Genomic DNA, 19,116 nt, shown 5'->3' on the forward strand with positions numbered 1-19,116 from the left:
TGTGCCGGCGCCCGGGTCTACGCGGGCATACCGGCTTCTACGGAGCATCGGGGGATGCACATGACCAGCGCTCCGCACCTGCTGACCGAAGACCGGCCGGAGTTCGATCGGCTCGTCGACGAGGCGCTGCGCGCCGCGCACGAGCGGCCCGAACTCGCCACGCTCGGCGAACGGCTGAATGCCGAACAGCTGCGCACCATGGCCCAGGGGGCCAGCGCCCTGCTGGCGGCCGCGGCCGCCGCCGAGTACGGCCACTACGTGAAGGTCCGTGAGGAACGGCGTGACGAGGTACTGACCGCGCCCGGTACGTCGGCGGACGAGGACGGCGGGCAGGGCAGCGGCGGCGCGGGCGTCAGCGCCGTGGTGGCGGTCCTCGCGCCCGTCCTCGCGGGCACCGCCATGCTGATCTTCCTGCTCGTGGGCTACATCCTGAAGATGATCGAGCCCGAACCGGCCTTCGCCGAAACCATGCTGACGGCGGGTTGGCTCTTCGGCGGACTCACCGCGGCCGCCCTGCTCTTCGCGGTGATCGGGCTGCTGGTGACGGCCGTCCGCAACAGCGCGACCGAGGTGGCGGCGGACGAGACGGAGGCGATACCCGACGAGGTCGCACGGGCCCGGGAGGCCTGGCGGCACGCCCTGCTGGAGCGAGGCATCATGCCCTTCCTTCGGGACGCACTGGCCGACCCGAGCGCGGGCCCCGGCTTTCCCACCCCCCGCACACCGGCGGCCGGCCGCATCCCCAACCTGGGGTACAGCCGGCCCGACTTCACCAGCCCCGGATCACCGTCGGAAAGCCCCCGGCCCGGCTACACGCCTCCGGACTTCACGAGCCCGGACTTCGGCGGCCCGGAACACGAACCGGAGTGACCCGCGGGCGTCCGGCGCGGGGCGTCCGGCGCGCCAGGTTGTCGTACCGGGATGGCACAGTCCACCGCCATGGACATCGACCGTTTCTGGCACATCATCGAATCCGCACGTTCCTCGGCCGCCACTGCCGGGGTGCCCTTCGACGAGGCTTTGGTGGGCCATCTCGCCGACCGCCCGGCTCAGGAGATCCTCGAGTACGCGGAACGCTTCGACGAGGTGCACGACGCCTTGTACCGCTGGGACGTGTGGGCTGCGGCGTACCTCGTCGGCGGCGGTTGCTCCGACGACAGTTTCATGGACTTCCGAGCAGGCGTGATCGCACTCGGCCGCGCGTGGTACGAGCGCGCGGCCGCCGGTCCGGACAGCCTCGCGGGGCACCCGGCCGTCGGCGGGGCGGCGCGGGCCGACCGCGACGAGACCCTGTTCTACGAGGAGGTGAACTACGCCGCCGGCGGCGCCTTCGAACGCGTCACCGGTGATGCGGACGCCTTCTACGCGGCCTGGGCCGAGCACCGGCCCGAGCGTGAGCAGGACACCGCAGTGGTCGACATGGGCGAGGATTTCGACTTCGACGACGCCGGCGAGATGCACCGGCGGCTGCCGCGGTTGGCGGCGCTCTGCCTGGGCCCGAGCCAGGACTGAGCCCGGGCCCGGGGATGCACGACGGGACGGGCCCGCGGCTCCCCCCATGGGTCGCGGGTCCGTCCCGTGCCGTTCTTGTGCTTCCGGCGCTTCCTGCGCTCAGTCGGCCAGCGGCAGGTAGACGCGGCTGCCCGAGGCCGCGAACTCGGCGGACTTCTCCGCCATGCCCGCCTGGATCTCCTCCGCCTTCAGGTCGCCGCCGTGCTCACGGCGGATGTCCTGCGAGATCTTCATCGAGCAGAACTTCGGACCGCACATGGAGCAGAAGTGCGCGGTCTTGGCCGGCTCCGCCGGGAGGGTCTCGTCGTGGAACTCGCGGGCCGTGTCCGGGTCGAGGGCCAGGTTGAACTGGTCCTCCCAGCGGAACTCGAACCGCGCGTCGGACAGGGCGTCGTCCCACTCCTGCGCGCCCGGGTGCCCCTTGGCCAGGTCCGCGGCGTGCGCCGCGATCTTGTACGTGATGACGCCGGTCTTGACGTCGTCGCGGTTGGGCAGGCCCAGGTGCTCCTTGGGCGTGACGTAGCAGAGCATGGCGGTGCCCCACCAGGCGATCATCGCGGCGCCGATGCCCGAGGTGATGTGGTCGTACGCGGGCGCGACGTCCGTGGTCAGCGGGCCGAGCGTGTAGAACGGCGCCTCCTCGCAGATCTCCTGCTGGAGGTCGATGTTCTCCTTGATCTTGTGCATCGGGACGTGGCCCGGGCCCTCGATCATCGTCTGGACGTTGTGCCGCTTGGCGATCGTGTTCAGCTCACCCAGCGTCTTCAGCTCGGCGAACTGGGCCGCGTCGTTGGCGTCGGCGATCGAGCCGGGGCGCAGGCCGTCACCGAGGGAGTACGTGACGTCGTACGCCGCGAGGATCTCGCAGAGCTCCTCGAAGTTCGTGTAGAGGAAGTTCTCCTTGTGGTGCGCCAGGCACCACGCGGCCATGATCGAGCCACCGCGCGAGACGATGCCGGTCTTGCGGCGGGCGGTCAGCGGCACGTAGGGCAGCAGCACGCCGGCGTGGACCGTCATGTAGTCGACGCCCTGCTCGGCCTGCTCGATGACCGTGTCCTTGTAGGTCTCCCAGGTCAGGTCCTCGGCGCGGCCGTCGACCTTCTCCAGCGCCTGGTAGAGCGGGACGGTGCCGATCGGAACGGGGGAGTTGCGCAGCACCCACTCGCGGGTGGTGTGGATGTTACGGCCGGTCGAGAGGTCCATGACCGTGTCGGCGCCCCACTTGGTCGCCCAGGTCATCTTGTCGACCTCCTCCTCGATGGAGGAGGTGACCGCGGAGTTGCCGATGTTGGCGTTGACCTTCACCAGGAACCGCTTACCGATGATCATCGGCTCGATCTCGGGGTGGTTCACGTTCGCCGGAAGCACGGCGCGGCCTGCGGCGATCTCCTCGCGGACGACCTCGGGGGAGACGTTCTCGCGGATCGCGACGTATTCCATCTCCGGGGTGATCTCGCCGCGTCGGGCGTACGCGAGCTGCGTGACGGCGGCGCCGCCCCGGCCGCGGCGGGGCTGGCGGGGCCGGCCCGGGAAGACCGCGTCGAGGTTCTTGAGGCCGCCGCGCGGCGAGGTGTGCTTGATGCCGTCGTCCTCGGGGCGCACGGGGCGGCCCGCGTACTCCTCGGTGTCCCCGCGGCTGATGATCCAGTTCTCGCGGAGCGGCGCGAGGCCGCGGCGGACGTCGGTCTCGATCTGCGGGTCGGTGTACGGACCGGACGTGTCGTAGAGCGTCACGTCCTTGCCGTTAGTGAGGTGGACCTGGCGGACCGGCACCCGGAGGTCGGGGCGGGAGCCCGCCAGGTATCCCTTGTGCCAGCCGGGCTGGCGCTCGGTCTGGCCGTCGGCGTCCTGGCTGACGGCAGGCGTGCGTGCGTCCTGAATGGTCATGAGACCTGATCTCCCTACGCCGGCATTACCCGGTAACAGGTTCGGCGGTCGACGCAGCCTCTTCCCGTACGCATCTGTGATGCCCGTACGGTGATCAGCGTCCTCTCAGCCCGGTGCTCCGAGCTCCCGCGTTGTGCAAAGGTGCCCCCACGCTAGCGTCATCCATGGCGTGCTGAACAGTGGGCCCCCTCATCTCTTGCGATGATCTGCTGGTGACGCCCTCGCCGCAGCCCCCCATCGAGCACACAGAGCCCCATGGCCACAACGGCCACGCACATGGGAGCCCCGGACCGTCCGACGGGCACTCCGACGGCCACTCCGACAGGCCATCCGACGGCCACTCCGGCGGTGGCTCGGACGGCCACCTCCCGGGTCAGTCCCACGGCCACGGCCACGGCCACAGTCATGGCCACGGCCCGGCGGCCCCCGTCTCGAAGCACCTGCGCAAGGTCATCGCCGCCGTACTGATCCCCTTCGCCGTGGCCGTCTTCGTGGGCATGGTGGTGCTCTGGCCGGGCGGCGCCCCGGGCCACGAGCGCACGGGGGTGGGATTCGACCGGCAGACCCAGCAGGGCGTGGTCACCTCGCTCGAACAGGTCGACTGCAAATCCGTGAACGCCGCCCAGGTGCCGACGACCGCGGCTCCCTCCACTCCCGAGGGCCGCCAGGCGCAGGCCGAGCAGACCGGCGACTGCAAGAAGGCCACCGTCGAGGTCACCAGCGGCCCGGACAAGGGCCGCACCTTCGTGGAGGTCGTCCAGCCGGGCGCGCCACGGCAGTTGGAGGACGGCCAGGAGGTGGTGGTGGCGTACGCGCCGGACGCCCCCCGTGACCTCCAGTACTCGGTGATCGACGTGAACCGCAAACTCCCGATGGCGCTGCTGGCCGGCATCTTCGCGGTCGCGGTCGTCGTCGTCGGGCGGATGCGCGGGCTGTTCGCGCTGGTCGCGCTGGTGGTCAGCTTCGGCGTGCTGACCCTGTTCATCCTCCCGGCCATCCTGCAGGGTTCGAACCCGCTGGTCGTCGCGGTGGTCGGGGCGAGCGCCATCATGCTGATCGCGCTCTACATGTGCCACGGGCTGACCGCCCGTACCTCGGTGGCCGTCCTCGGCACGCTCGTCTCGCTGTTGCTGATCGGGCTGCTCGGCTCGGGGTTCATCGACTGGGCGTTCCTCAGCGGCAACACCGACGACAACACGGGGCTGATCCACGGGCTGTACCCGGACATCGACATGAGCGGTTTGCTGCTCGCAGGCGTGATCATCGGATCGCTGGGCGTGCTCGACGACGTGACGGTCACCCAGACGTCGGCGGTGTGGGAACTGCACCACGCGGACCCCTCGATGGGACCGCGCGCCCTCTACCGGGCGGCCATCAGGATCGGCCGCGACCACATCGCGTCGGTGGTCAACACGCTGGTGCTGGCTTACGCGGGTGCCGCACTGCCGCTGCTCCTGCTGTTCTCGATCGCGAACAGCAGCATGGGTTCGGTGGCCAACAGCGAGCTGGTGGCGGAGGAGATCGTACGGACCCTCGTGGGCTCGATCGGTCTGGTGGCCTCGGTCCCCGTGACGACGGCGCTGGCCGCGCTGGTGGTTTCTGCCGACCGATCGGGATCCCCGGCCGGTGCCCCGGCCACGGGGCCGGTCCGCGGCCGGGGCCGGCGGCGCAAGCGCTGAACATCTGATGGTCCGGCCGGTCGATCGGCCGGGCCATCAGCGGGTCGGCCGGTCGGCCTGTGGGCCGGTCAGCCGGTCAGCCGGCGTTCTGTTCGTTCTGCTGCGATTCGGCGAGGATCTTGCCGAGGGCCTCGTCGAGGTTCTCCTCGAAGTCGCCCAGATTGCGCTCCTGTCCGAGCGGAACGATCCGGTCGGTGCGGTCGAGGAACGCGACGAGCGGCGCCGCGCTGGCCCGGAACAGGGCCCGGTCACCGCCGACCTGAAGGCGGATGTGGACGTCGGACAGGTCCTCCGGGTGGGTGGGGGCGATGTGCACATCGCCGTCACCGCACGGCTTGTTGATGCCATCGAGGAGGAGCTCCCGGCCGAACGCCCAGGTCACGGGCGCGTCTCCGGGAAGGTGGAAGGTCAGGCGGACTGCGTAGGGGTCGCGTGCGTCGTACCGGAGTTCCACCGGAATCCGGAACGAGAGCTCCTCGGAAACGAGGAAGCTCATCATGACCTCTGCCTGTACCGACTCGCGCATGGACTACCCCGCTGTAGTTGAAGTGGCCAGGAATGATCCCCCAGGACCCACTTGACAAGAGTGGTGGAAGCGGTAGCAGATCACAAGGAGTGAGTTTTCAGATACTGATAGAGAACGAGAGGGTGCTCAACAGCGCGCCTACTTCACTCCGTAGCCGATTGACTACATAGAGCAATCGCTCTTCTTGGTGAAGAGGTAGAGAAATGGCCATCGTCGCGACCGTATCGCCGGCCGTAATGGGGATGGCTGCGCAGATCGTGCCAAGGGCATATTCCTGGCGTTCGATCACCGGCTGCATTCGCCCGAGCGCCCCGATCCGGTTTTCCAGGGACCGTAGATCGCGGACGGTATAGGGGGTGATCGCCTCGACCGGATGACGGTCGTAGTACTCCCTGCGCGTCTTCTCGTCGAGTTGCCCGAGCAGGCACTGCCCGATGGCGTGCGCATGGCCGGTCTCACGGAAGTCGGCCCATTCCTCGCAGGCCGGGCTGGCCGGAGTGTCCGAGACACCCACGACCTCGATCTCACCCTCGCGGTAGACCGCGAAGTAGACGGGGGCCCCGACCGTGTCGCGGAAGTGCGCGAGCGAGTCGAGGATCATGCTGCGACGTTTCTGCTGGAGTCCCCCACGGGCGAGCCGCTCCGCAGCCTCGCCCAGTACGAACACTCCGCGCACTCTGCGCAGGTAGCCCTCGTGCGTCAGTGTGCGCAGCAGGTGGTACGCGGTGGGAAGCGGGAGCCCGGCCTCGCGCGCCAGCTGTTTTGCCGGGGCTCCCTCGCTATGGGACCCCGCCGCTTCGAGCAGCCTCAGCGCGCGCTGCACCGAACCGATCAGAGTCGGCACACCGGCATTGTGAACCGGAGACAAAGCTCACCCCCAGGCGTGGCGGCGGGCCTTTGGGGAGGCCCGCCCTGCGGGGGCCGCCCCCGCGCGTGCCGTCGCTCCTGGGGGTCGTACTCGGCGGCTCGTTTTGCGTTGCCGCAGGTCAGGGCGGCAGGTCGGAGCGGCGGTACTGGCTTTCGATGCCCAGGGAACGGCATAGATTGCCACTCTATCCACCGATTCCGGGGATGTGAGCCGTTCAGCGGGTCAGGTTCCCTCACCTGGCTCAATCCCGGATCCGCCCGGACCGCTCCTGGCTACCACTCGCCGGAGGAGGACTTCGAGCCGCCGCCGCTGAACTTCTTCACGACGAAGATCAGGCCGCCGACGAGGCCGACGAAGAGGAGCAGCTTGAAGACGAACCCGATCAGCGCGCCCAGGATGCTGGTGATCACACCGCCGAAGACGAAGAGGGCCAGCAGTGGAACCGCGACCCACTTAACCCACCAGGGCATGCCTGCGAATATCTCTCGGATGCCGTCCATGTCCTCGACCTCTTCTTCGTCCGTGACTTCGTCCGCTGCTTCCTGCTCTCGATGCTAGGAGTCCAGGACCCCGTATCGGGGCCCGCGAGCCCTCGGAGTCCCCTGATCCGTCCCTTAGGGGGATCAGGGCCGCGACCCTCATCCGCTCGGGCCGCTCAGCCCTCCGGCGGGGAGAACACCACCATCACCCTCAGGTCCTCGGTGATGTGGTGGAACTTGTGCGCCACACCCGCCGGGACGTAGACGACGCTGCCGCGCGCCACGGTCGTCGTCTCCTCCCCGACCGTGATCGAGGCCCGGCCGCTGACGACGAAGTACACCTCGTCCTGCCGGTGCGGCAGCTGCGGATCGATCTGTCCGGCGTCGAGCGCGTACAGCCCGACCGACATGTTCCGCTCGCGCAGGAACTGCAGATATGCGCCGTCGTTCGCGGCCCGCTCCGCTTCGAGCTCGTCAAGCCGGAAGGCTTTCATCGTCGTTGTGCCCCTTGTACTCGATCGTTCCCTTGCATCCGCTGATCTGCGGATGTCCCACCGGGATCTTCTCTGCCACGATCAGACACATGACGAATTTCGTAGTCAAGACGCTCGCCAACGCGGCGGCCCTGGCCGTCGCCATCTGGCTGCTTTCCGGCATAACCCTCGACGACGGCAGCAGCACGGGCCGACGGGCGCTCACCCTGATCCTGGTCGCGCTGGTCTTCGGCCTGGTCAACTTGCTCGTCAAGCCGTTGGTGAAGCTGCTCTCGCTGCCGCTGTTCATCCTCACCCTCGGCCTGTTCACCCTTGTCGTGAATGCCCTGATGCTGCTGCTGACCTCGTGGCTGGCCACGCAGCTCGATCTCAGCTTCCATGTCGACGGCTTCTGGACCGCGCTCCTCGGCGGCCTGATCATCTCCATCGTCTCCTGGGCCATGAACATGGTCCTGCCCGACAAGAACTGAACGGGCCTGCCATGTACCGCGTCTGCTTCGTCTGCACGGGCAACATATGCCGCTCCCCCATGGCCGAGTCGGTCTTCCGTGCCCATGTGGCGGCCGACGACCTCGGCACCCTGGTCGAGGTGGACAGCGCAGGGACCGGCGGCTGGCACGAGGGGGACGGCGCCGATCCGCGCACCATCGCCGTCCTGGAGGCGGCCGGCTACGAGCAGGACCACCGGGCCCGCCGGTTCCGTGCCTCCTGGTTCGCCCGCCTGGACCTCGTCATCGCGCTCGACGCCGGGCATCTGCGGGACCTCCGGGCACTCGCGCCCACTCCGCAGGACGCCGCCAAGGTGCGGCTGCTGCGGTCCTACGATCCTGCGGCCTCGGCCGCGGAGACCGACGTACCGGATCCCTACTACGGGCCGCTCGACGGGTTCGAGGAGTGCCTGGAGCTGGTCGAGGCCGCGAGCCCCGGCCTGCTGGACGCCGTACGCGCCGCCGTGAAGGAGCACACCGCGTGACCGAATACGCCCCGCAGGAGACGCAGAAGACGCAGGAGACCGGAGCTGCCTCGCTCGGCGACGGCACCCGGGCCGTGCGGGCCGGACTGCCCGAGGCCGTCAAGAACGAACCGCCCCTGCCCGGACCGGTCTTCGCCGCCCACTTCCACCTCCCCGGCGACGTCGAAGGCCCGTACGCCTACGGCCGCGACACCAACCCCACCTGGACGCTGCTGGAACGGGCGATCGGGGAACTGGAGGCCCCCGGCGAGGACGTGCACACGATCGTCTTCGCCTCCGGCATGGCGGCGGTCTCCGCCGTCCTCCTCTCCCAGGCGCACACCGGCGACACCGTGGTCCTGCCCGACGACGGCTACCAGGCCCTCCCCCTGCTGCGCGAGCAGCTGGAGGCGTACGGGATCCACGTGCGCACCGCTCCGACCGGCGACGACGCCCAGCTCGCGGTCCTCGACGGGGCCCGGCTGCTGTGGATCGAGACTCCTTCCAACCCCGGGCTCGACGTGTGCGACGTACGCCGCCTCGTGGACGCGGCGCACGCGGGCGGGACCCTGGTCGCCGTCGACAACACCCTGGCCACCCCGCTCGGGCAGCGGCCCCTGGAGCTGGGGGCGGACTTCTCGGTGGCGAGCGGCACCAAGGGCCTGACCGGCCACGGCGACGTGCTGCTCGGATACGTCGTCTGCCGCGATCCGGAGCTCGCCGCCCGCGTCCGGCGGTGGCGCAAGATCGTCGGTGCGATCCCGGGTCCCATGGAGGCCTGGCTCGCCCACCGCTCCCTCGCCACGATCCAGCTGCGCGCGCAGCGCCAGTGGGCCAACGCACTGGCCGTCGCCGAGGCGCTGACGCACCGGACGGACGTGAGCGGACTGCGCTACCCGGGGCTCCCCACGGACCGCTCCCACAAGACGGCCGCCCGGCAGATGCGGGGCTTCGGGTCGGTGGTCTCCTTCACCCTGCCCGACCGCGCGCACGCGGAGCGGTTCATGGCCGCCCTGCGCCTGGTCGAGGACGCCACGAGTTTCGGCGGGGTCCGGTCCACCGCCGAGCGGCGCGGACGCTGGGGCGGCGACGCCGTGCCGGAGGGCTTCATCCGCTTCTCCGCCGGCGCCGAGGACACCGAAGACCTGGTCGCGGACGTGCTGCGGGCCCTCGACCACGCGGGCGCCACGCGCTGAACCGGGGACGGCCGTCGCCGTGTGAAGCGGTCCGAGCCTCCCCCCTAGTGGCTCGGACCGCCCCGGGTTCCGCGCGCGAAGAACCACGCGACAAGGCTAGTTGACTCTGCGTCAGAGTCCAATCACGGTAACGACAGGGAGCTATCTGCATATTTATAGTTGAAGGCCCCCACCGAGAGGTGCAGCGATGGACCTGACCCTGCTGCGCACCTTCGTCGCCGTCCACCGGGCCGGCTCGTTCACGCGCGCGGCCGCCCTCCTCGGCCTGTCCCAGCCCGCGGTGACCTCGCAGATCCGCACCCTGGAGCGCCAGTTGGGGCGTCCGCTCTTCCACCGCCGGGCCCGTGGCGTCACCCCCACCGCCGTCGGCGACGAGCTGGCTCACAAGGCCGCCCCGCACCTCGACGCCCTGCTGCGGATCACCGAGGCCGAGCGGGAGGCCGCCGGCGCGTTACGCACCCTCCACGTCGCCGGGCCTCCCGAGTTCCTGTGCCTGCGCGTGCTTCCCGCCCTCGCCCTCCTGGTCGGCCAGGGCCATACCCTGCGCGCCGCCCCGCAGACCGACGCCGAGGCGACCCTCGACGGGCTCGCCGCCGGCCACCACGACCTCGTCGTCACCACCGCCCACCCCCGGGGCGGACTCTTCACAGCCACCGCGCTGTGCGACGAGGAGCACGTCCTGGTCGCCGCGCCCTACTGGGCCGCCCTCGTCGACATGGACCGGCTGCGCGAGGAGGGTTCCGCCGCGCTGGACGGCATCCCGCTGGTCGAGGTCCACGAGAGCCTGCCGCTCGTCACCCGCTACTGGGCCGCCGTCTTCGACACCCTGCCCGATGCCAGGTCCCTGGCCGCCACCGTGGTCGTGCCCGACCTGCGGGCCGTACTGGAGTGCGTCCGGGCCGGCGCCGGGCTCGCCGTACTGCCCCGCTACCTGTGCCAGGACGCCCTCGACAGCGGTCGGATCGTGGCGCTGGCGGAGCCTGCGGTGCCGCCGCTGCGCACCTGGTTCCTGGTCGTGCGGACCGGGAGCCTGGCCCTCGCCCACCTCGCCCGGGCGCACGGCCGGCTGCTGGATGCCGCAGTGCACTGGTGAGTCCGCCCTTTTCCGGCCTGTGGCGCGTTTCAGAAGCGGAGTGGCGGGCCACTCTTCTCCCATGACCGAACGTCCCGTGGTCAAACGCACCGCCCGCGCGATCCTGCTCGACGGTGACGACCTGATCCTCATCAAACGCACCAGGCCCGGCGTCGATCCGTACTGGCTCACCCCCGGCGGGGGAGTGGAGCCCTCGGACTCCACCGTCGTCGACGCCCTCCACCGGGAGGTCCACGAAGAACTCGGCGCGAAGATCACCGATGTGGTGCCCTGCTTCGTCGACACCGTCGAGCACATCGCCGACAGGGGGGTGACCGGCGTGAAGGTGCAGCACTTCTTCGTCTGCCGCCTCGAATCGATGGACCCGAACCTGCGGCACGGCCCCGAGGTCGACGAGCCCGAGGGCGAGTACGAGATCGTCCGCGTGCCGTTCAGCCGGGTGGGCATCGCCGCCGTCCATCTCGTCCCGCTGTCCCTGCGGCACTATCTCGACGGCAACATCGAGGGTGTCCGCGCCATGCACGCTCCCGACCTGGGCTGAAGCCGGGCTGAGACCGGCGGGCTGCCTCCGGTCTCAGCCGGCGATGCCGGCCAGCTCCTCCACCGCGTCGTGCCGGATCCGCTCGCAGGGGATGCCGATCCGCAGGAGCTCGTCCACGCCGTTGCGGATCATCGCGGGCGGGCCGGAGACGAACGCGTCGTACGAGCTCCACGGCCCGTGTTCGCCCACCGCGTGCGGCAGCTGTCCGGCCAGCCCGTCGCCGACCACCGGGCGCACCGACAGCCACGGGTGGGAGCGCTGGAGCCCCAGCAGCGTGTCCTTGTCGTAGAGGTCGCTGTCACTGCGGGCCCCGAAGAACACCTCCACCGGCCGCCTCTCGCCGTGTTCGGCCACGTCCTCGATCAGCGCCTTGATCGGAGCGATCCCGGTGCCTCCGCCCAGGCACAGCATGCCGTTGTCCGTGGTGTGGTCCACCACCATCGACCCGGCCGGCGGTCCCAGGCGCAGTACGTCTCCCGGGCGGGCGTGGCGCACCAGCGCGTTGGATACCCAGCCCGCGGGGACGGCCTTGACGTGGAAGGACAGCAGTCCGTCGGCGCGCGGCGCCGAGGCGAAGGAGTAGTGCCGCCACACCCGTGGCCACCACGGGGTCTCCAGGCTCGCGTACTGGCCGGCGAGGAAGGCGTAGGGCTGGTCGGGGCGGACCGTCAGTACCGCGATGTCCGGGGTGCGCAGATCGTGGGAGACCACCTCGGCGTGCCACCACGCGGGGGCCCTCCCCTCTTCCTCCGCCGCCGCGTCGATCATGATCTGGGAGATCGCGGTGTACGCCCGCACCCAGGCGGCCTGTGTCTCGGGCCCCCAGCTGTGATGCGCGTACCGGGCCAGTGCTCCGACGAGGGCCTCACCGACCGCCGGGTAATGGCCGGCCATCGTGCCGTACTTGCGATGCCCGGCGCCCAGCCGGCGCAGGTAGGGGACGAGGACGGCGGGATTGTCGATGTGCTCGGCGGCGGTCAGCAGTGCCTTCAGCAGCCGGTCCCGCTGCGCGTCCATGGCGGCGGGGAACATGCCGCGTACTTCCGGGTGCCGGGTGAACACCAGAGCGTAGAAGTACGAGGTCACCTTGTCGGCGACGGGGGCGATCTCCGCGAGGGTCCGGCGGATGAGTACGGCATCCGGTGAGGGCTCGATCGCACCGCCCTCGCCGAATATCCGGGCCGATTCGCGTCTGGCCGATCTGGTGGGCGGAGCGTCCATGCGGTGCCTCGCTTCGAGCATCTCGGTCGGTCTCCACACGCCACGGCCTGTGAATCCGTGGTTCCGGGTTTCACAGCGTGCCAGCCGACTCAGAGGCCTGCGGGAAAACGCGGAAACTCCGCGTTTCGAACCCACTTTCCTCCTAAGATGCGTCAACTCCCGGGCGCGTCAGGCCAACGAGCTGGTATGCGTCCCGCAGATCCCGGCCCTCGTAGACATGGGTCGCACGCTCGGCGAGATAGGGCCTCGCATTCACCGCCACCGAGACCGGCACCGCCTCGAAGAGCATCGCGTCGGTCACCGAATCCCCGTAGGCGACGCAGTCGGCCCGGCTCACGCCGAACTCCGCGCAGAGCCGGTCCGCCACCTTGACCTTGCCCTCGGGTGTCAGGATCCCGGACTCCTCCACCGGACGGGTGAACGGCACCTCGGGGAAGACCGAACCGTGCGCGGCGTGCGCGCCCCACTCCAGCAGCAGCTCCACGAAGAACGACGGTGACAGGGAGATCACCGCGCAGTAGTCCCCTCGGTCCCTGATCTCCTGCCACACGTCCCGGATCCCCGCGAGCCAGGGAGCCCCGTCGAATGCCGCCCGGACGTGCGCGGGTGTCAGATCGGCCCAGAGGGCGTGGGCGGCCACGGAGAACTGGTGCGGCCCCATCTTCTGCGCACCGAAGGCCCGTTCCAGCTCGGCGATCTCGGCGCTCAGCCCGAGCTGGCGGGAAATCTCGACCGGCGCCGCCGAGCCGTACATCAGCGTCCCGTCGAGGTCGAAGAGGTGCAGGAGGGTCATAGCCGACGAGATTAGTCGGTCCGTTTCACGTGAAACACCGTGTTTCACGTGAAACATCGCCCGGCGGCCCCGTGCCGGCACCTGGTGTTTCACGTGAAACATCCGACCCCAAACCCTCTGGACGGCTCCCAGTCCATGATCCAGTCTGGGCCAGGTGACACCACCACACATCACCGATCTACCGATCCGGGCGCTGACCGTGGACGATCTCCGCCGCTGCGCCGACCTGTCCGAAGATCGCGGATGGCTCCGCGAGGACCACAAGTGGCGTCTGCTCCTCGCCGCCGGAAACGGCTACGGCGTCGACGCCCCGGACGGCCGGGGACTCGCGGCCGCCTGCGTCGTCACGCGCTACGGCGACACCCATGCCGGACCGGAGCTCGCCGCCATCGGGATGGTTCTCGTGGCCGACCGCTTCGCCCGCCAGGGCCTGGGCCGCCGTCTGATGACCCACGTCTGCGACGACGTGCTCAAGGGCGTCCCCCTCACCCTGCACGCCACTCCCTACGGGCGGCCCCTCTACGAGGAACTGGGCTTCGAGACCACCGGCCGCACCGAGATGCTGACGGGCACCTTCCGGCACGAGGGCACCCCCGGTACATACGGCACCTCCCGGGTCCGGCCGGCGACCGCCGAGGACCTCCCCCGCATCCTGCGCCTGGACGCCGAGGTCTTCGGCACCGACCGCACGCACATGATCACCCGGCTGCCCGCCTTCGCCGACCGGCTGGTCGTCGCCGAGGACCACTCCCAAGGCGCCGCACTCACCGGCTACGCCGCGGCCTGGCCCAATATGAACACCCAGGTCGTCGGCCCGCTGATCGCCCATGACACCGCGACCGCCCAGTCACTGGTCACCGCGCTCGCACTCGGCACCGACCGGGCGCTGCGCACCGATGTCGACGTACGACACGAGGAATTCCTCGCCTGGCTCAAGGACCGGGGCCTGGCCTCCGTGGCCTTCAATGCCGTCATGACCCGGGACATCCCCGGCCTGCCCGGCGACTGGGCCCGCCGGTGGGCGCCGCTCACCGTGGCCGCGGGCTGAGAGGAGAACGCATCATGACCGACACCGCCGAGCTGACGATCCGGCCGGCCACCGAGGCCGATGTGCCCGCCATCGTCGCCATGCTGGCCGACGACCCGCTCGGTGCCACCCGCGAGTCCCCGGACGACCTCGCCCCGTACCTCGCAGCCCTGAAGCGGCTCACCGACGACCCGAACCAGCATCTGGTCGTCGCCGTCCGCGCCGACCGTGTGGTGGGCACCCTCCAGCTGACGATCGTCCCGGGACTCTCCCGCAAGGGAGCCACCCGTTCCATCATCGAGGGCGTCCGCGTACACGCCGACGAACGCGGCGGCGGCCTGGGCACCCGGTTCATCGAATGGGCCGTCGAGAAGTCCCGTTCCGAGAACTGCGCGCTGGTGCAGCTGACTTCGGACGTGACCCGGACCGATGCCCACCGTTTCTACGAACGGCTCGGGTTCACCGCCTCGCACGTCGGGTTCAAGCTCCAGCTCTGACCGGCCGTTCCGGCAAGCCGGGCCGCCGTGTCGGCGGCCCGGCCTACGATCGGGAGGATGAGCCTCCCTCTCGTCACCACCGCCGAGCGGCGCCACCGGCTCGGCCGGCGCCACCGTCTGGCTCCGTCGGCCCGCGCCGCGACCGTCGCGGAGACGGCTGATTCCGTCGTCGCCCTGCACGCCACCGACGCCGCGACCGTCTTCCTCTCGGCCCGGGCCCGGCTCGCCGAAGGCGGCCCGGACGCGATCGAGCGGGCGCTCTACGAGGACGTAAACCTCGTGCGCCTGCTCAGCATGCGCAACACGCTCTTCGCGGTCTCCGCCGAACTCGCCCCGCACGTCGCCGCCTCCACCGCCCGCGCGATCGCCGCGAAGGAGCGCCGCACCCTCCTCAAGCGCCTCGACGAGGACGGACAGGGACTCGACGCCGCCTGGCTCGCCGGCGCGGAGGCCGCCGCGCTCGACGCCCTCGACGCCCACGGCCCCTGCACCGGCAGCCAGCTGTCCGCGGCCGTACCCGCGCTGCGCCAGCAGATCACCATCAGCCGCGGCAAGAAGTACGAGACCGAGCAGGGGGTCGCCACCCGGGTCATCCGGCTGCTCGCCGCCGACGGCCGGATCCGCCGTGACCGACCGCGCGGCTCATGGACCTCCAGCCAGTACCGCTGGGTCCACACCGAGCCCTGGCCCGCCCTGCCCGCCGCCGAGGCCCGCACCGAGATCGCCCGCCGATGGCTGCGCGCGTACGGTCCCGCCACCGAGGCCGACCTCAAGTGGTGGACCGGCTGGACCCTCACGGACGTCCGCAAGGCCCTCGCCGCCGTGGGCCCCGACCAGGTCCGCCTCGAAGACGGCACCACCGCCCTGGTCGGCCCCGGGGACACCGGGCCCGAACCGGCGCCGGAGCCCTGGGCGGCGCTGCTGCCCGGCCTCGACCCCACCGGCATGGGCTGGGCCGACCGCGGTTTCCACCTCGACCCCGCCCACAGGAGCGCCCTGTTCGACTACGCCGGCAACATCGGCCCCACCGTGTGGTGGAACGGCGAGATCGTCGGCGGCTGGGCGCAGCGCTCCGACGGCGAGATCGTCTGGCGGCTGCTGGGCAGCCCCGGCCGGGCCGCCGAGCAGGCGATCACCGCCGAGGCCGCGGGGCTCGCCGCATGGGTGGGAGAGGCCCGGATCACCCCGCGTTTCCGTACTCCGCTGGAGCGCGAACTCGTCGCCTGATCCGGCCCGGGCCGGGGCTGTCAGCCCCGAGGCCCGGGGCCGGCCCGGGGCCGGGCCGGGGCCGGGCCGGGGCCGGGGCTGTCAGCCGATGCCCCGCCAGCCCTGCGGGTCCACCCCGCCGGGCACCGGGGCGTCGGCGTCGTAGGGCTCCCGGGTGAACACGAAGGACGCCAGGTCGAGATGGCTCACCGAGCCGTCCGCACGGCGCACCGCCCGCAGCGTCTCACCGGCGTAGTAGCCGAAGAGTCCGGTCCAGCTGCCGTCCGGCTCCGCCCGGAAGCGGGACGTGCGCCCGCTCGCGCCCACCGGCCCCAGTTCCAGCAGCCCGTCCGCGGTCAGGCGCACCACCTGGGCCGAAGTCCCCCAGTACCAGGGGCCGCACAGTTCGAGCGGCACGTGGTCCGACTCCAGGAACGGCCGCCACGGCTGCGGGAAGCGCGGTTCGGCGTCCGCCACGATCCCCACGAGATCCGCGGCCACCATCGAGGCCGGAAGTCCCGAGGTGCAGTTCGCCAGCACCACCGCCGCCACGTCGTCCGCCTCGCTCAGCCACAGCCCCGCGACGAAGCCGGGCAGCGAACCGCTGTGCCCCGCGAGCTTGCGCCCGCCGACGCCCGCCAGCTGCATGCCGAGCCCGTAGCCCAGCTCGGCGAGGCCGGGCTCCGGGGGCGAGGCCGCGGTGCGCATCTCCCGTACGGACCCGGCGCACAGGACGCGCTCGTCACCGCGCAGCAGGAAGTCGGCGAACCGCGCCAGGTCCCGGGTCGTGGACCACAGCCGGCCGGCCGCAGCCATCAGCCCCAGGTCCTCCAGCGGTTCGGGCATCATCACGTCCGCCCAGGGATGCACCGCCCAGCCGCCGGCGTGCGGGGACTGTGGCTGTCCGCTCGTGCGCTCCAGCCCCAGCGGCTCCAGTACCTCGGCCCGCAGTGCCTCTTCCCAGGGCATTCCGCGCACCGCCTCCACCAGCGAACCCAGCAGGGTGTAACCGGGGTTGGAGTAGTGGTGCCTGGTTCCCGGTGCCAGCTTGAAGGGCTCCTCCCCCAGCACGTCGCCGAGCTCGGGCCGCTGCTCGCCGGGGGTGCGCTCCCACCACTCACCGGGCGTCTCCGCCGCCAACCCGCCGGTGTGGGACAGCAGTTGGGCGATGGTCACCTGACCGGCACCGGTCCCCGGCAGGTGCTTCTCCAGCGGATCGGCGAGCGAGATCAGGCCCTCGTCCCGCAGCCGCATCACGAGAACCGCCGTGAACGTCTTGGTGATCGAACCGATCCGGTACTGCACGTCGCCGTCCGGCCCGTGCCCCTCGACCGAGGTCCGGGAGCCTTCCCAGACCACCTCCCCGCCCCGCAGGACGGCCGCCACCACGGACGGCGCCCGCCCTTCGCTCTGCGCGACGGCGATCCGGTGCCTCAGCGCGCGCCGGGTGGCAGGGAGAAGTTCCAGGTCCTCAGCAAGCTCATCCATGATCGGATGCTACGTGTTGGCCATGTCCACGAAACGGGAGTAGTGACCCTGGAAGGCCACCGTGATCGTGGCCGTGGGGCCGTTACGGTGCTTCGCCACGATCAGGTCCGCCTCACCCGCACGCGGGGACTCCTTCTCGTACGCGTCCTCGCGGTGCAGCAGGATCACCATGTCCGCGTCCTGCTCGATGGAACCCGACTCACGCAGGTCGGAGACCATCGGCTTCTTGTCGGTGCGCTGTTCCGGACCACGGTTCAGCTGGGAGAGCGCGATCACGGGGACCTCCAGCTCCTTCGCCAGCAGCTTGAGATTTCGGGACATGTCCGATACCTCCTGCTGGCGGCTCTCGGGACGGCGCGAGCCGCCCGACTGCATCAGCTGGAGGTAGTCGATGACCACGAGCGAGAGGTCGTTGCGCTGCTTGAGCCGGCGGCACTTGGCCCGGATCTCCATCATCGACAGGTTGGGGGAGTCGTCGATGTAGAGCGGGGCGGCGGAGACGTCCGGCATCCGGCGGGCGAGCCGGGTCCAGTCGTCGTCCGTCATCGTGCCCGAGCGCATGTGGTGGAGCGCGACCCTGGCCTCCGCCGAGAGCAGGCGCATGGCGATCTCGTTGCGCCCCATTTCGAGGGAGAAGATCACGCTCGGCAGGTTGCTCTTGATGGAGCAGGCCCGGGCGAAGTCCAGGGCGAGCGTGGACTTACCCATGGCGGGACGGGCCGCGATGACGATCATCTGGCCCGGGTGCAGGCCGTTCGTCAGCGAGTCCAGGTCCGTGAAGCCGGTGGGAACGCCTGACATCTGGCCGCTGCGGGAGCCGATCGCCTCGATCTCGTCGAGGGCGCCCTCCATGATGTCGCCGAGCGGCAGGTAGTCCTCGGAGGTCCGCTGCTCGGTGACGGCGTAGATCTCGGCCTGGGCACTGTTGACGATCTCGTCGACGTCGCCGTCGGCCGCGTAGCCCATCTGCGTGATCTTCGTACCGGCGGCGACCAGGCGGCGCAGGACGGCCCGCTCGTGGACGATCTCCGCGTAGTACTCGGCGTTCGCCGCGGTCGGCACGGACTGGACCAGGGTGTGCAGGTACGAAGCCCCGCCCACCTTGCTGATCTCGCCGCGCCGGGTCAGCTCGGCGCCGACGGTGATCGGGTCGGCCGGCTCGCCCTTGGCGTACAGGTCGAGGATGGCCTGGTAGATCGTCTCGTGCGAGGGCCGGTAGAAGTCGTGGCCCTTGAGGACCTCGACGACGTCCGCGATGGCGTCCTTGGAGAGCAGCATGCCGCCGAGCACCGACTGCTCGGCGTCGAGGTCCTGGGGAGGGACGCGCTCGAAGCCGCCGCCACCGCCGGAGTCCCAGGAGCCGCCCTCGCGGCCCCGGTCGTGCTGTTCGTCCCCGCGGCCGCGGCCTTCGCTGTTACGGCGCGGACGGGCGGGCAGACGGTCACCCGGACCGCTGTCGGCCCAGGGGTCGTCCATGGGCTCGGGCATGCTCACCGGGCCGCCTCCTCCCGTCCGCAACGCGGACCTCGCCGTGTCACTCTTTCTACGACACGGCTCTGACATTTGGGGCACCCGAATCCGCCGTCGGCGAGTCGGGCAACGAACCACGGTAGGCCCGAGAGCGGCGTCAGCCAATCTTGTTATCCACAGGCTGTGT

At 70.6% G+C, this 19,116-nt stretch carries 20 protein-coding genes; 11 read left to right on the plus strand and 9 right to left on the minus strand.

All coding sequences use genetic code 11. The features are described from left to right. The first annotated feature begins 54 nt into the window (after positions 1 to 54). Both ACZ4YL_RS25410 and ACZ4YL_RS25415 read left to right on the plus strand, forming a co-directional pair. The gene (locus ACZ4YL_RS25410; RefSeq protein ID WP_468119554.1) at positions 55 to 870 is read left to right on the plus strand and encodes a hypothetical protein; all 816 of its coding nucleotides are present in this window, start codon (positions 55 to 57) and stop codon (positions 868 to 870) included. Positions 871 to 921: 51 nt separating this feature from the next. After that, complete coding sequence (locus tag ACZ4YL_RS25415) at positions 922 to 1,512, plus strand: DUF4240 domain-containing protein (RefSeq protein WP_468119555.1); 591 nt, start codon at positions 922 to 924, stop codon at positions 1,510 to 1,512. Between the two features lie 99 nt (positions 1,513 to 1,611). Here the strand turns inward: ACZ4YL_RS25415 and thiC are convergent, their stop codons facing one another. Next, positions 1,612 to 3,399: a phosphomethylpyrimidine synthase ThiC gene (thiC, locus tag ACZ4YL_RS25420; RefSeq protein ID WP_468119557.1), complete on the minus strand. Its 1,788-nt coding sequence runs from the start codon at positions 3,397 to 3,399 to the stop codon at positions 1,612 to 1,614. A 179-nt stretch (positions 3,400 to 3,578) separates the two neighbouring features. Here thiC and ACZ4YL_RS25425 point away from each other — a divergent pair, with 179 nt between their 5' ends. Continuing rightward, positions 3,579 to 5,078, plus strand: a complete 1,500-nt coding sequence (locus ACZ4YL_RS25425) for a YibE/F family protein (protein ID WP_468119558.1) — start codon at positions 3,579 to 3,581, stop codon at positions 5,076 to 5,078. A 76-nt stretch (positions 5,079 to 5,154) separates the two neighbouring features. Here the strand turns inward: ACZ4YL_RS25425 and ACZ4YL_RS25430 are convergent, their stop codons facing one another. The 4 genes from ACZ4YL_RS25430 to ACZ4YL_RS25445 all read right to left on the minus strand — a co-directional run bounded on the left by ACZ4YL_RS25430 (position 5,155) and on the right by ACZ4YL_RS25445 (position 7,445). Continuing rightward, positions 5,155 to 5,604 (minus strand): SsgA family sporulation/cell division regulator, encoded by a 450-nt coding sequence (locus tag ACZ4YL_RS25430; protein WP_030008369.1) that lies wholly within the window; start codon positions 5,602 to 5,604, stop codon positions 5,155 to 5,157. A gap of 97 nt (positions 5,605 to 5,701) precedes the next feature. Then, positions 5,702 to 6,448 carry an IclR family transcriptional regulator gene (locus ACZ4YL_RS25435; protein ID WP_468119560.1) on the minus strand — a complete coding sequence of 249 codons (747 nt, stop codon included), beginning with the start codon at positions 6,446 to 6,448 and terminating at the stop codon, positions 5,702 to 5,704. Between the two features lie 296 nt (positions 6,449 to 6,744). Then, positions 6,745 to 6,972 (minus strand): DUF5326 family protein, encoded by a 228-nt coding sequence (locus tag ACZ4YL_RS25440; RefSeq protein WP_301369094.1) that lies wholly within the window; start codon positions 6,970 to 6,972, stop codon positions 6,745 to 6,747. A 155-nt stretch (positions 6,973 to 7,127) separates the two neighbouring features. Continuing rightward, positions 7,128 to 7,445 (minus strand): cupin domain-containing protein, encoded by a 318-nt coding sequence (locus tag ACZ4YL_RS25445; RefSeq protein ID WP_301369093.1) that lies wholly within the window; start codon positions 7,443 to 7,445, stop codon positions 7,128 to 7,130. A gap of 89 nt (positions 7,446 to 7,534) precedes the next feature. On the opposite strand from ACZ4YL_RS25445, the gene ACZ4YL_RS25450 reads away from it, so the two are divergent. From ACZ4YL_RS25450 to ACZ4YL_RS25470, 5 genes are all read left to right on the plus strand, one after another. Continuing rightward, positions 7,535 to 7,915: a phage holin family protein gene (locus ACZ4YL_RS25450; RefSeq protein ID WP_301369091.1), complete on the plus strand. Its 381-nt coding sequence runs from the start codon at positions 7,535 to 7,537 to the stop codon at positions 7,913 to 7,915. A gap of 11 nt (positions 7,916 to 7,926) precedes the next feature. Then, entirely contained in the window at positions 7,927 to 8,418 is a 492-nt protein-coding gene (locus ACZ4YL_RS25455) for a low molecular weight protein-tyrosine-phosphatase (protein ID WP_468119563.1), read from the plus strand. Further along, a complete protein-coding gene (locus ACZ4YL_RS25460) occupies positions 8,415 to 9,593 on the plus strand; it encodes a cystathionine gamma-lyase (protein ID WP_468119565.1) in 1,179 nt (392 codons plus the stop codon). Before ACZ4YL_RS25455 ends, ACZ4YL_RS25460 begins: the two co-directional genes overlap by 4 nt. Before the next feature lie 187 nt (positions 9,594 to 9,780). After that, entirely contained in the window at positions 9,781 to 10,686 is a 906-nt protein-coding gene (locus tag ACZ4YL_RS25465; protein WP_468119567.1) for a LysR family transcriptional regulator, read from the plus strand. A gap of 61 nt (positions 10,687 to 10,747) precedes the next feature. Continuing rightward, positions 10,748 to 11,227, plus strand: a complete 480-nt coding sequence (locus tag ACZ4YL_RS25470; RefSeq protein WP_030008377.1) for an NUDIX domain-containing protein — start codon at positions 10,748 to 10,750, stop codon at positions 11,225 to 11,227. 33 nt (positions 11,228 to 11,260) lie between these two features. Here the strand turns inward: ACZ4YL_RS25470 and ACZ4YL_RS25475 are convergent, their stop codons facing one another. Beyond that, positions 11,261 to 12,469: a globin domain-containing protein gene (locus tag ACZ4YL_RS25475; RefSeq protein WP_468119570.1), complete on the minus strand. Its 1,209-nt coding sequence runs from the start codon at positions 12,467 to 12,469 to the stop codon at positions 11,261 to 11,263. 121 nt (positions 12,470 to 12,590) lie between these two features. Next, positions 12,591 to 13,241, minus strand: coding sequence for an HAD family hydrolase (locus ACZ4YL_RS25480; RefSeq protein ID WP_468119572.1), 651 nt, complete (start codon positions 13,239 to 13,241; stop codon positions 12,591 to 12,593). A 154-nt stretch (positions 13,242 to 13,395) separates the two neighbouring features. On the opposite strand from ACZ4YL_RS25480, the gene ACZ4YL_RS25485 reads away from it, so the two are divergent. Genes ACZ4YL_RS25485 through ACZ4YL_RS25495 form a run of 3 tightly spaced genes read left to right on the plus strand, consistent with a single transcriptional unit; the run spans position 13,396 to position 15,992 of the window. Beyond that, positions 13,396 to 14,289, plus strand: a complete 894-nt coding sequence (locus tag ACZ4YL_RS25485) for a GNAT family N-acetyltransferase (protein WP_468119574.1) — start codon at positions 13,396 to 13,398, stop codon at positions 14,287 to 14,289. Positions 14,290 to 14,303: 14 nt separating this feature from the next. After that, the gene (locus tag ACZ4YL_RS25490) at positions 14,304 to 14,765 is read left to right on the plus strand and encodes a GNAT family N-acetyltransferase (protein WP_468119576.1); all 462 of its coding nucleotides are present in this window, start codon (positions 14,304 to 14,306) and stop codon (positions 14,763 to 14,765) included. Between the two features lie 57 nt (positions 14,766 to 14,822). After that, positions 14,823 to 15,992 carry a winged helix DNA-binding domain-containing protein gene (locus ACZ4YL_RS25495; protein WP_468119578.1) on the plus strand — a complete coding sequence of 390 codons (1,170 nt, stop codon included), beginning with the start codon at positions 14,823 to 14,825 and terminating at the stop codon, positions 15,990 to 15,992. Positions 15,993 to 16,073: 81 nt separating this feature from the next. Here the strand turns inward: ACZ4YL_RS25495 and ACZ4YL_RS25500 are convergent, their stop codons facing one another. Together ACZ4YL_RS25500 and dnaB are read right to left on the minus strand one after the other, a co-directional pair. Further along, on the minus strand, positions 16,074 to 17,459 hold the full coding sequence (locus ACZ4YL_RS25500; RefSeq protein WP_468119580.1) for a serine hydrolase domain-containing protein: 1,386 nt from the start codon (positions 17,457 to 17,459) through the stop codon (positions 16,074 to 16,076). Positions 17,460 to 17,468: 9 nt separating this feature from the next. Next, complete coding sequence (dnaB, locus tag ACZ4YL_RS25505; RefSeq protein WP_030713894.1) at positions 17,469 to 18,935, minus strand: replicative DNA helicase; 1,467 nt, start codon at positions 18,933 to 18,935, stop codon at positions 17,469 to 17,471. Positions 18,936 to 19,116 lie beyond the last annotated feature (181 nt).

It is taken from the genome of Streptomyces sp. NPDC030021 (genome assembly GCF_055574035.1).

What these genes read in the sequence shown, in the direction of transcription:
- ACZ4YL_RS25430 (WP_030008369.1), bottom strand. Translation starts at nt 5,604, where the DNA reads ATGCGCGAGTCGGTACAGGCAGAGGTCATGATGAGCTTCCTCGTTTCC.
- ACZ4YL_RS25445 (WP_301369093.1), bottom strand. Translation starts at nt 7,445, where the DNA reads ATGAAAGCCTTCCGGCTTGACGAGCTCGAAGCGGAGCGGGCCGCGAAC.
- ACZ4YL_RS25490 (WP_468119576.1), top strand. Translation starts at nt 14,304, where the DNA reads ATGACCGACACCGCCGAGCTGACGATCCGGCCGGCCACCGAGGCCGAT.
- ACZ4YL_RS25500 (WP_468119580.1), bottom strand. Translation starts at nt 17,459, where the DNA reads ATGGATGAGCTTGCTGAGGACCTGGAACTTCTCCCTGCCACCCGGCGC.
- ACZ4YL_RS25455 (WP_468119563.1), top strand. Translation starts at nt 7,927, where the DNA reads ATGTACCGCGTCTGCTTCGTCTGCACGGGCAACATATGCCGCTCCCCC.
- ACZ4YL_RS25470 (WP_030008377.1), top strand. Translation starts at nt 10,748, where the DNA reads ATGACCGAACGTCCCGTGGTCAAACGCACCGCCCGCGCGATCCTGCTC.
- ACZ4YL_RS25450 (WP_301369091.1), top strand. Translation starts at nt 7,535, where the DNA reads ATGACGAATTTCGTAGTCAAGACGCTCGCCAACGCGGCGGCCCTGGCC.
- ACZ4YL_RS25465 (WP_468119567.1), top strand. Translation starts at nt 9,781, where the DNA reads ATGGACCTGACCCTGCTGCGCACCTTCGTCGCCGTCCACCGGGCCGGC.
- ACZ4YL_RS25480 (WP_468119572.1), bottom strand. Translation starts at nt 13,241, where the DNA reads ATGACCCTCCTGCACCTCTTCGACCTCGACGGGACGCTGATGTACGGC.
- ACZ4YL_RS25475 (WP_468119570.1), bottom strand. Translation starts at nt 12,469, where the DNA reads ATGCTCGAAGCGAGGCACCGCATGGACGCTCCGCCCACCAGATCGGCC.
- thiC (WP_468119557.1), bottom strand. Translation starts at nt 3,399, where the DNA reads ATGACCATTCAGGACGCACGCACGCCTGCCGTCAGCCAGGACGCCGAC.
- ACZ4YL_RS25410 (WP_468119554.1), top strand. Translation starts at nt 55, where the DNA reads ATGCACATGACCAGCGCTCCGCACCTGCTGACCGAAGACCGGCCGGAG.
- ACZ4YL_RS25440 (WP_301369094.1), bottom strand. Translation starts at nt 6,972, where the DNA reads ATGGACGGCATCCGAGAGATATTCGCAGGCATGCCCTGGTGGGTTAAG.
- ACZ4YL_RS25495 (WP_468119578.1), top strand. Translation starts at nt 14,823, where the DNA reads ATGAGCCTCCCTCTCGTCACCACCGCCGAGCGGCGCCACCGGCTCGGC.
- dnaB (WP_030713894.1), bottom strand. Translation starts at nt 18,935, where the DNA reads ATGGACGACCCCTGGGCCGACAGCGGTCCGGGTGACCGTCTGCCCGCC.
- ACZ4YL_RS25415 (WP_468119555.1), top strand. Translation starts at nt 922, where the DNA reads ATGGCACAGTCCACCGCCATGGACATCGACCGTTTCTGGCACATCATC.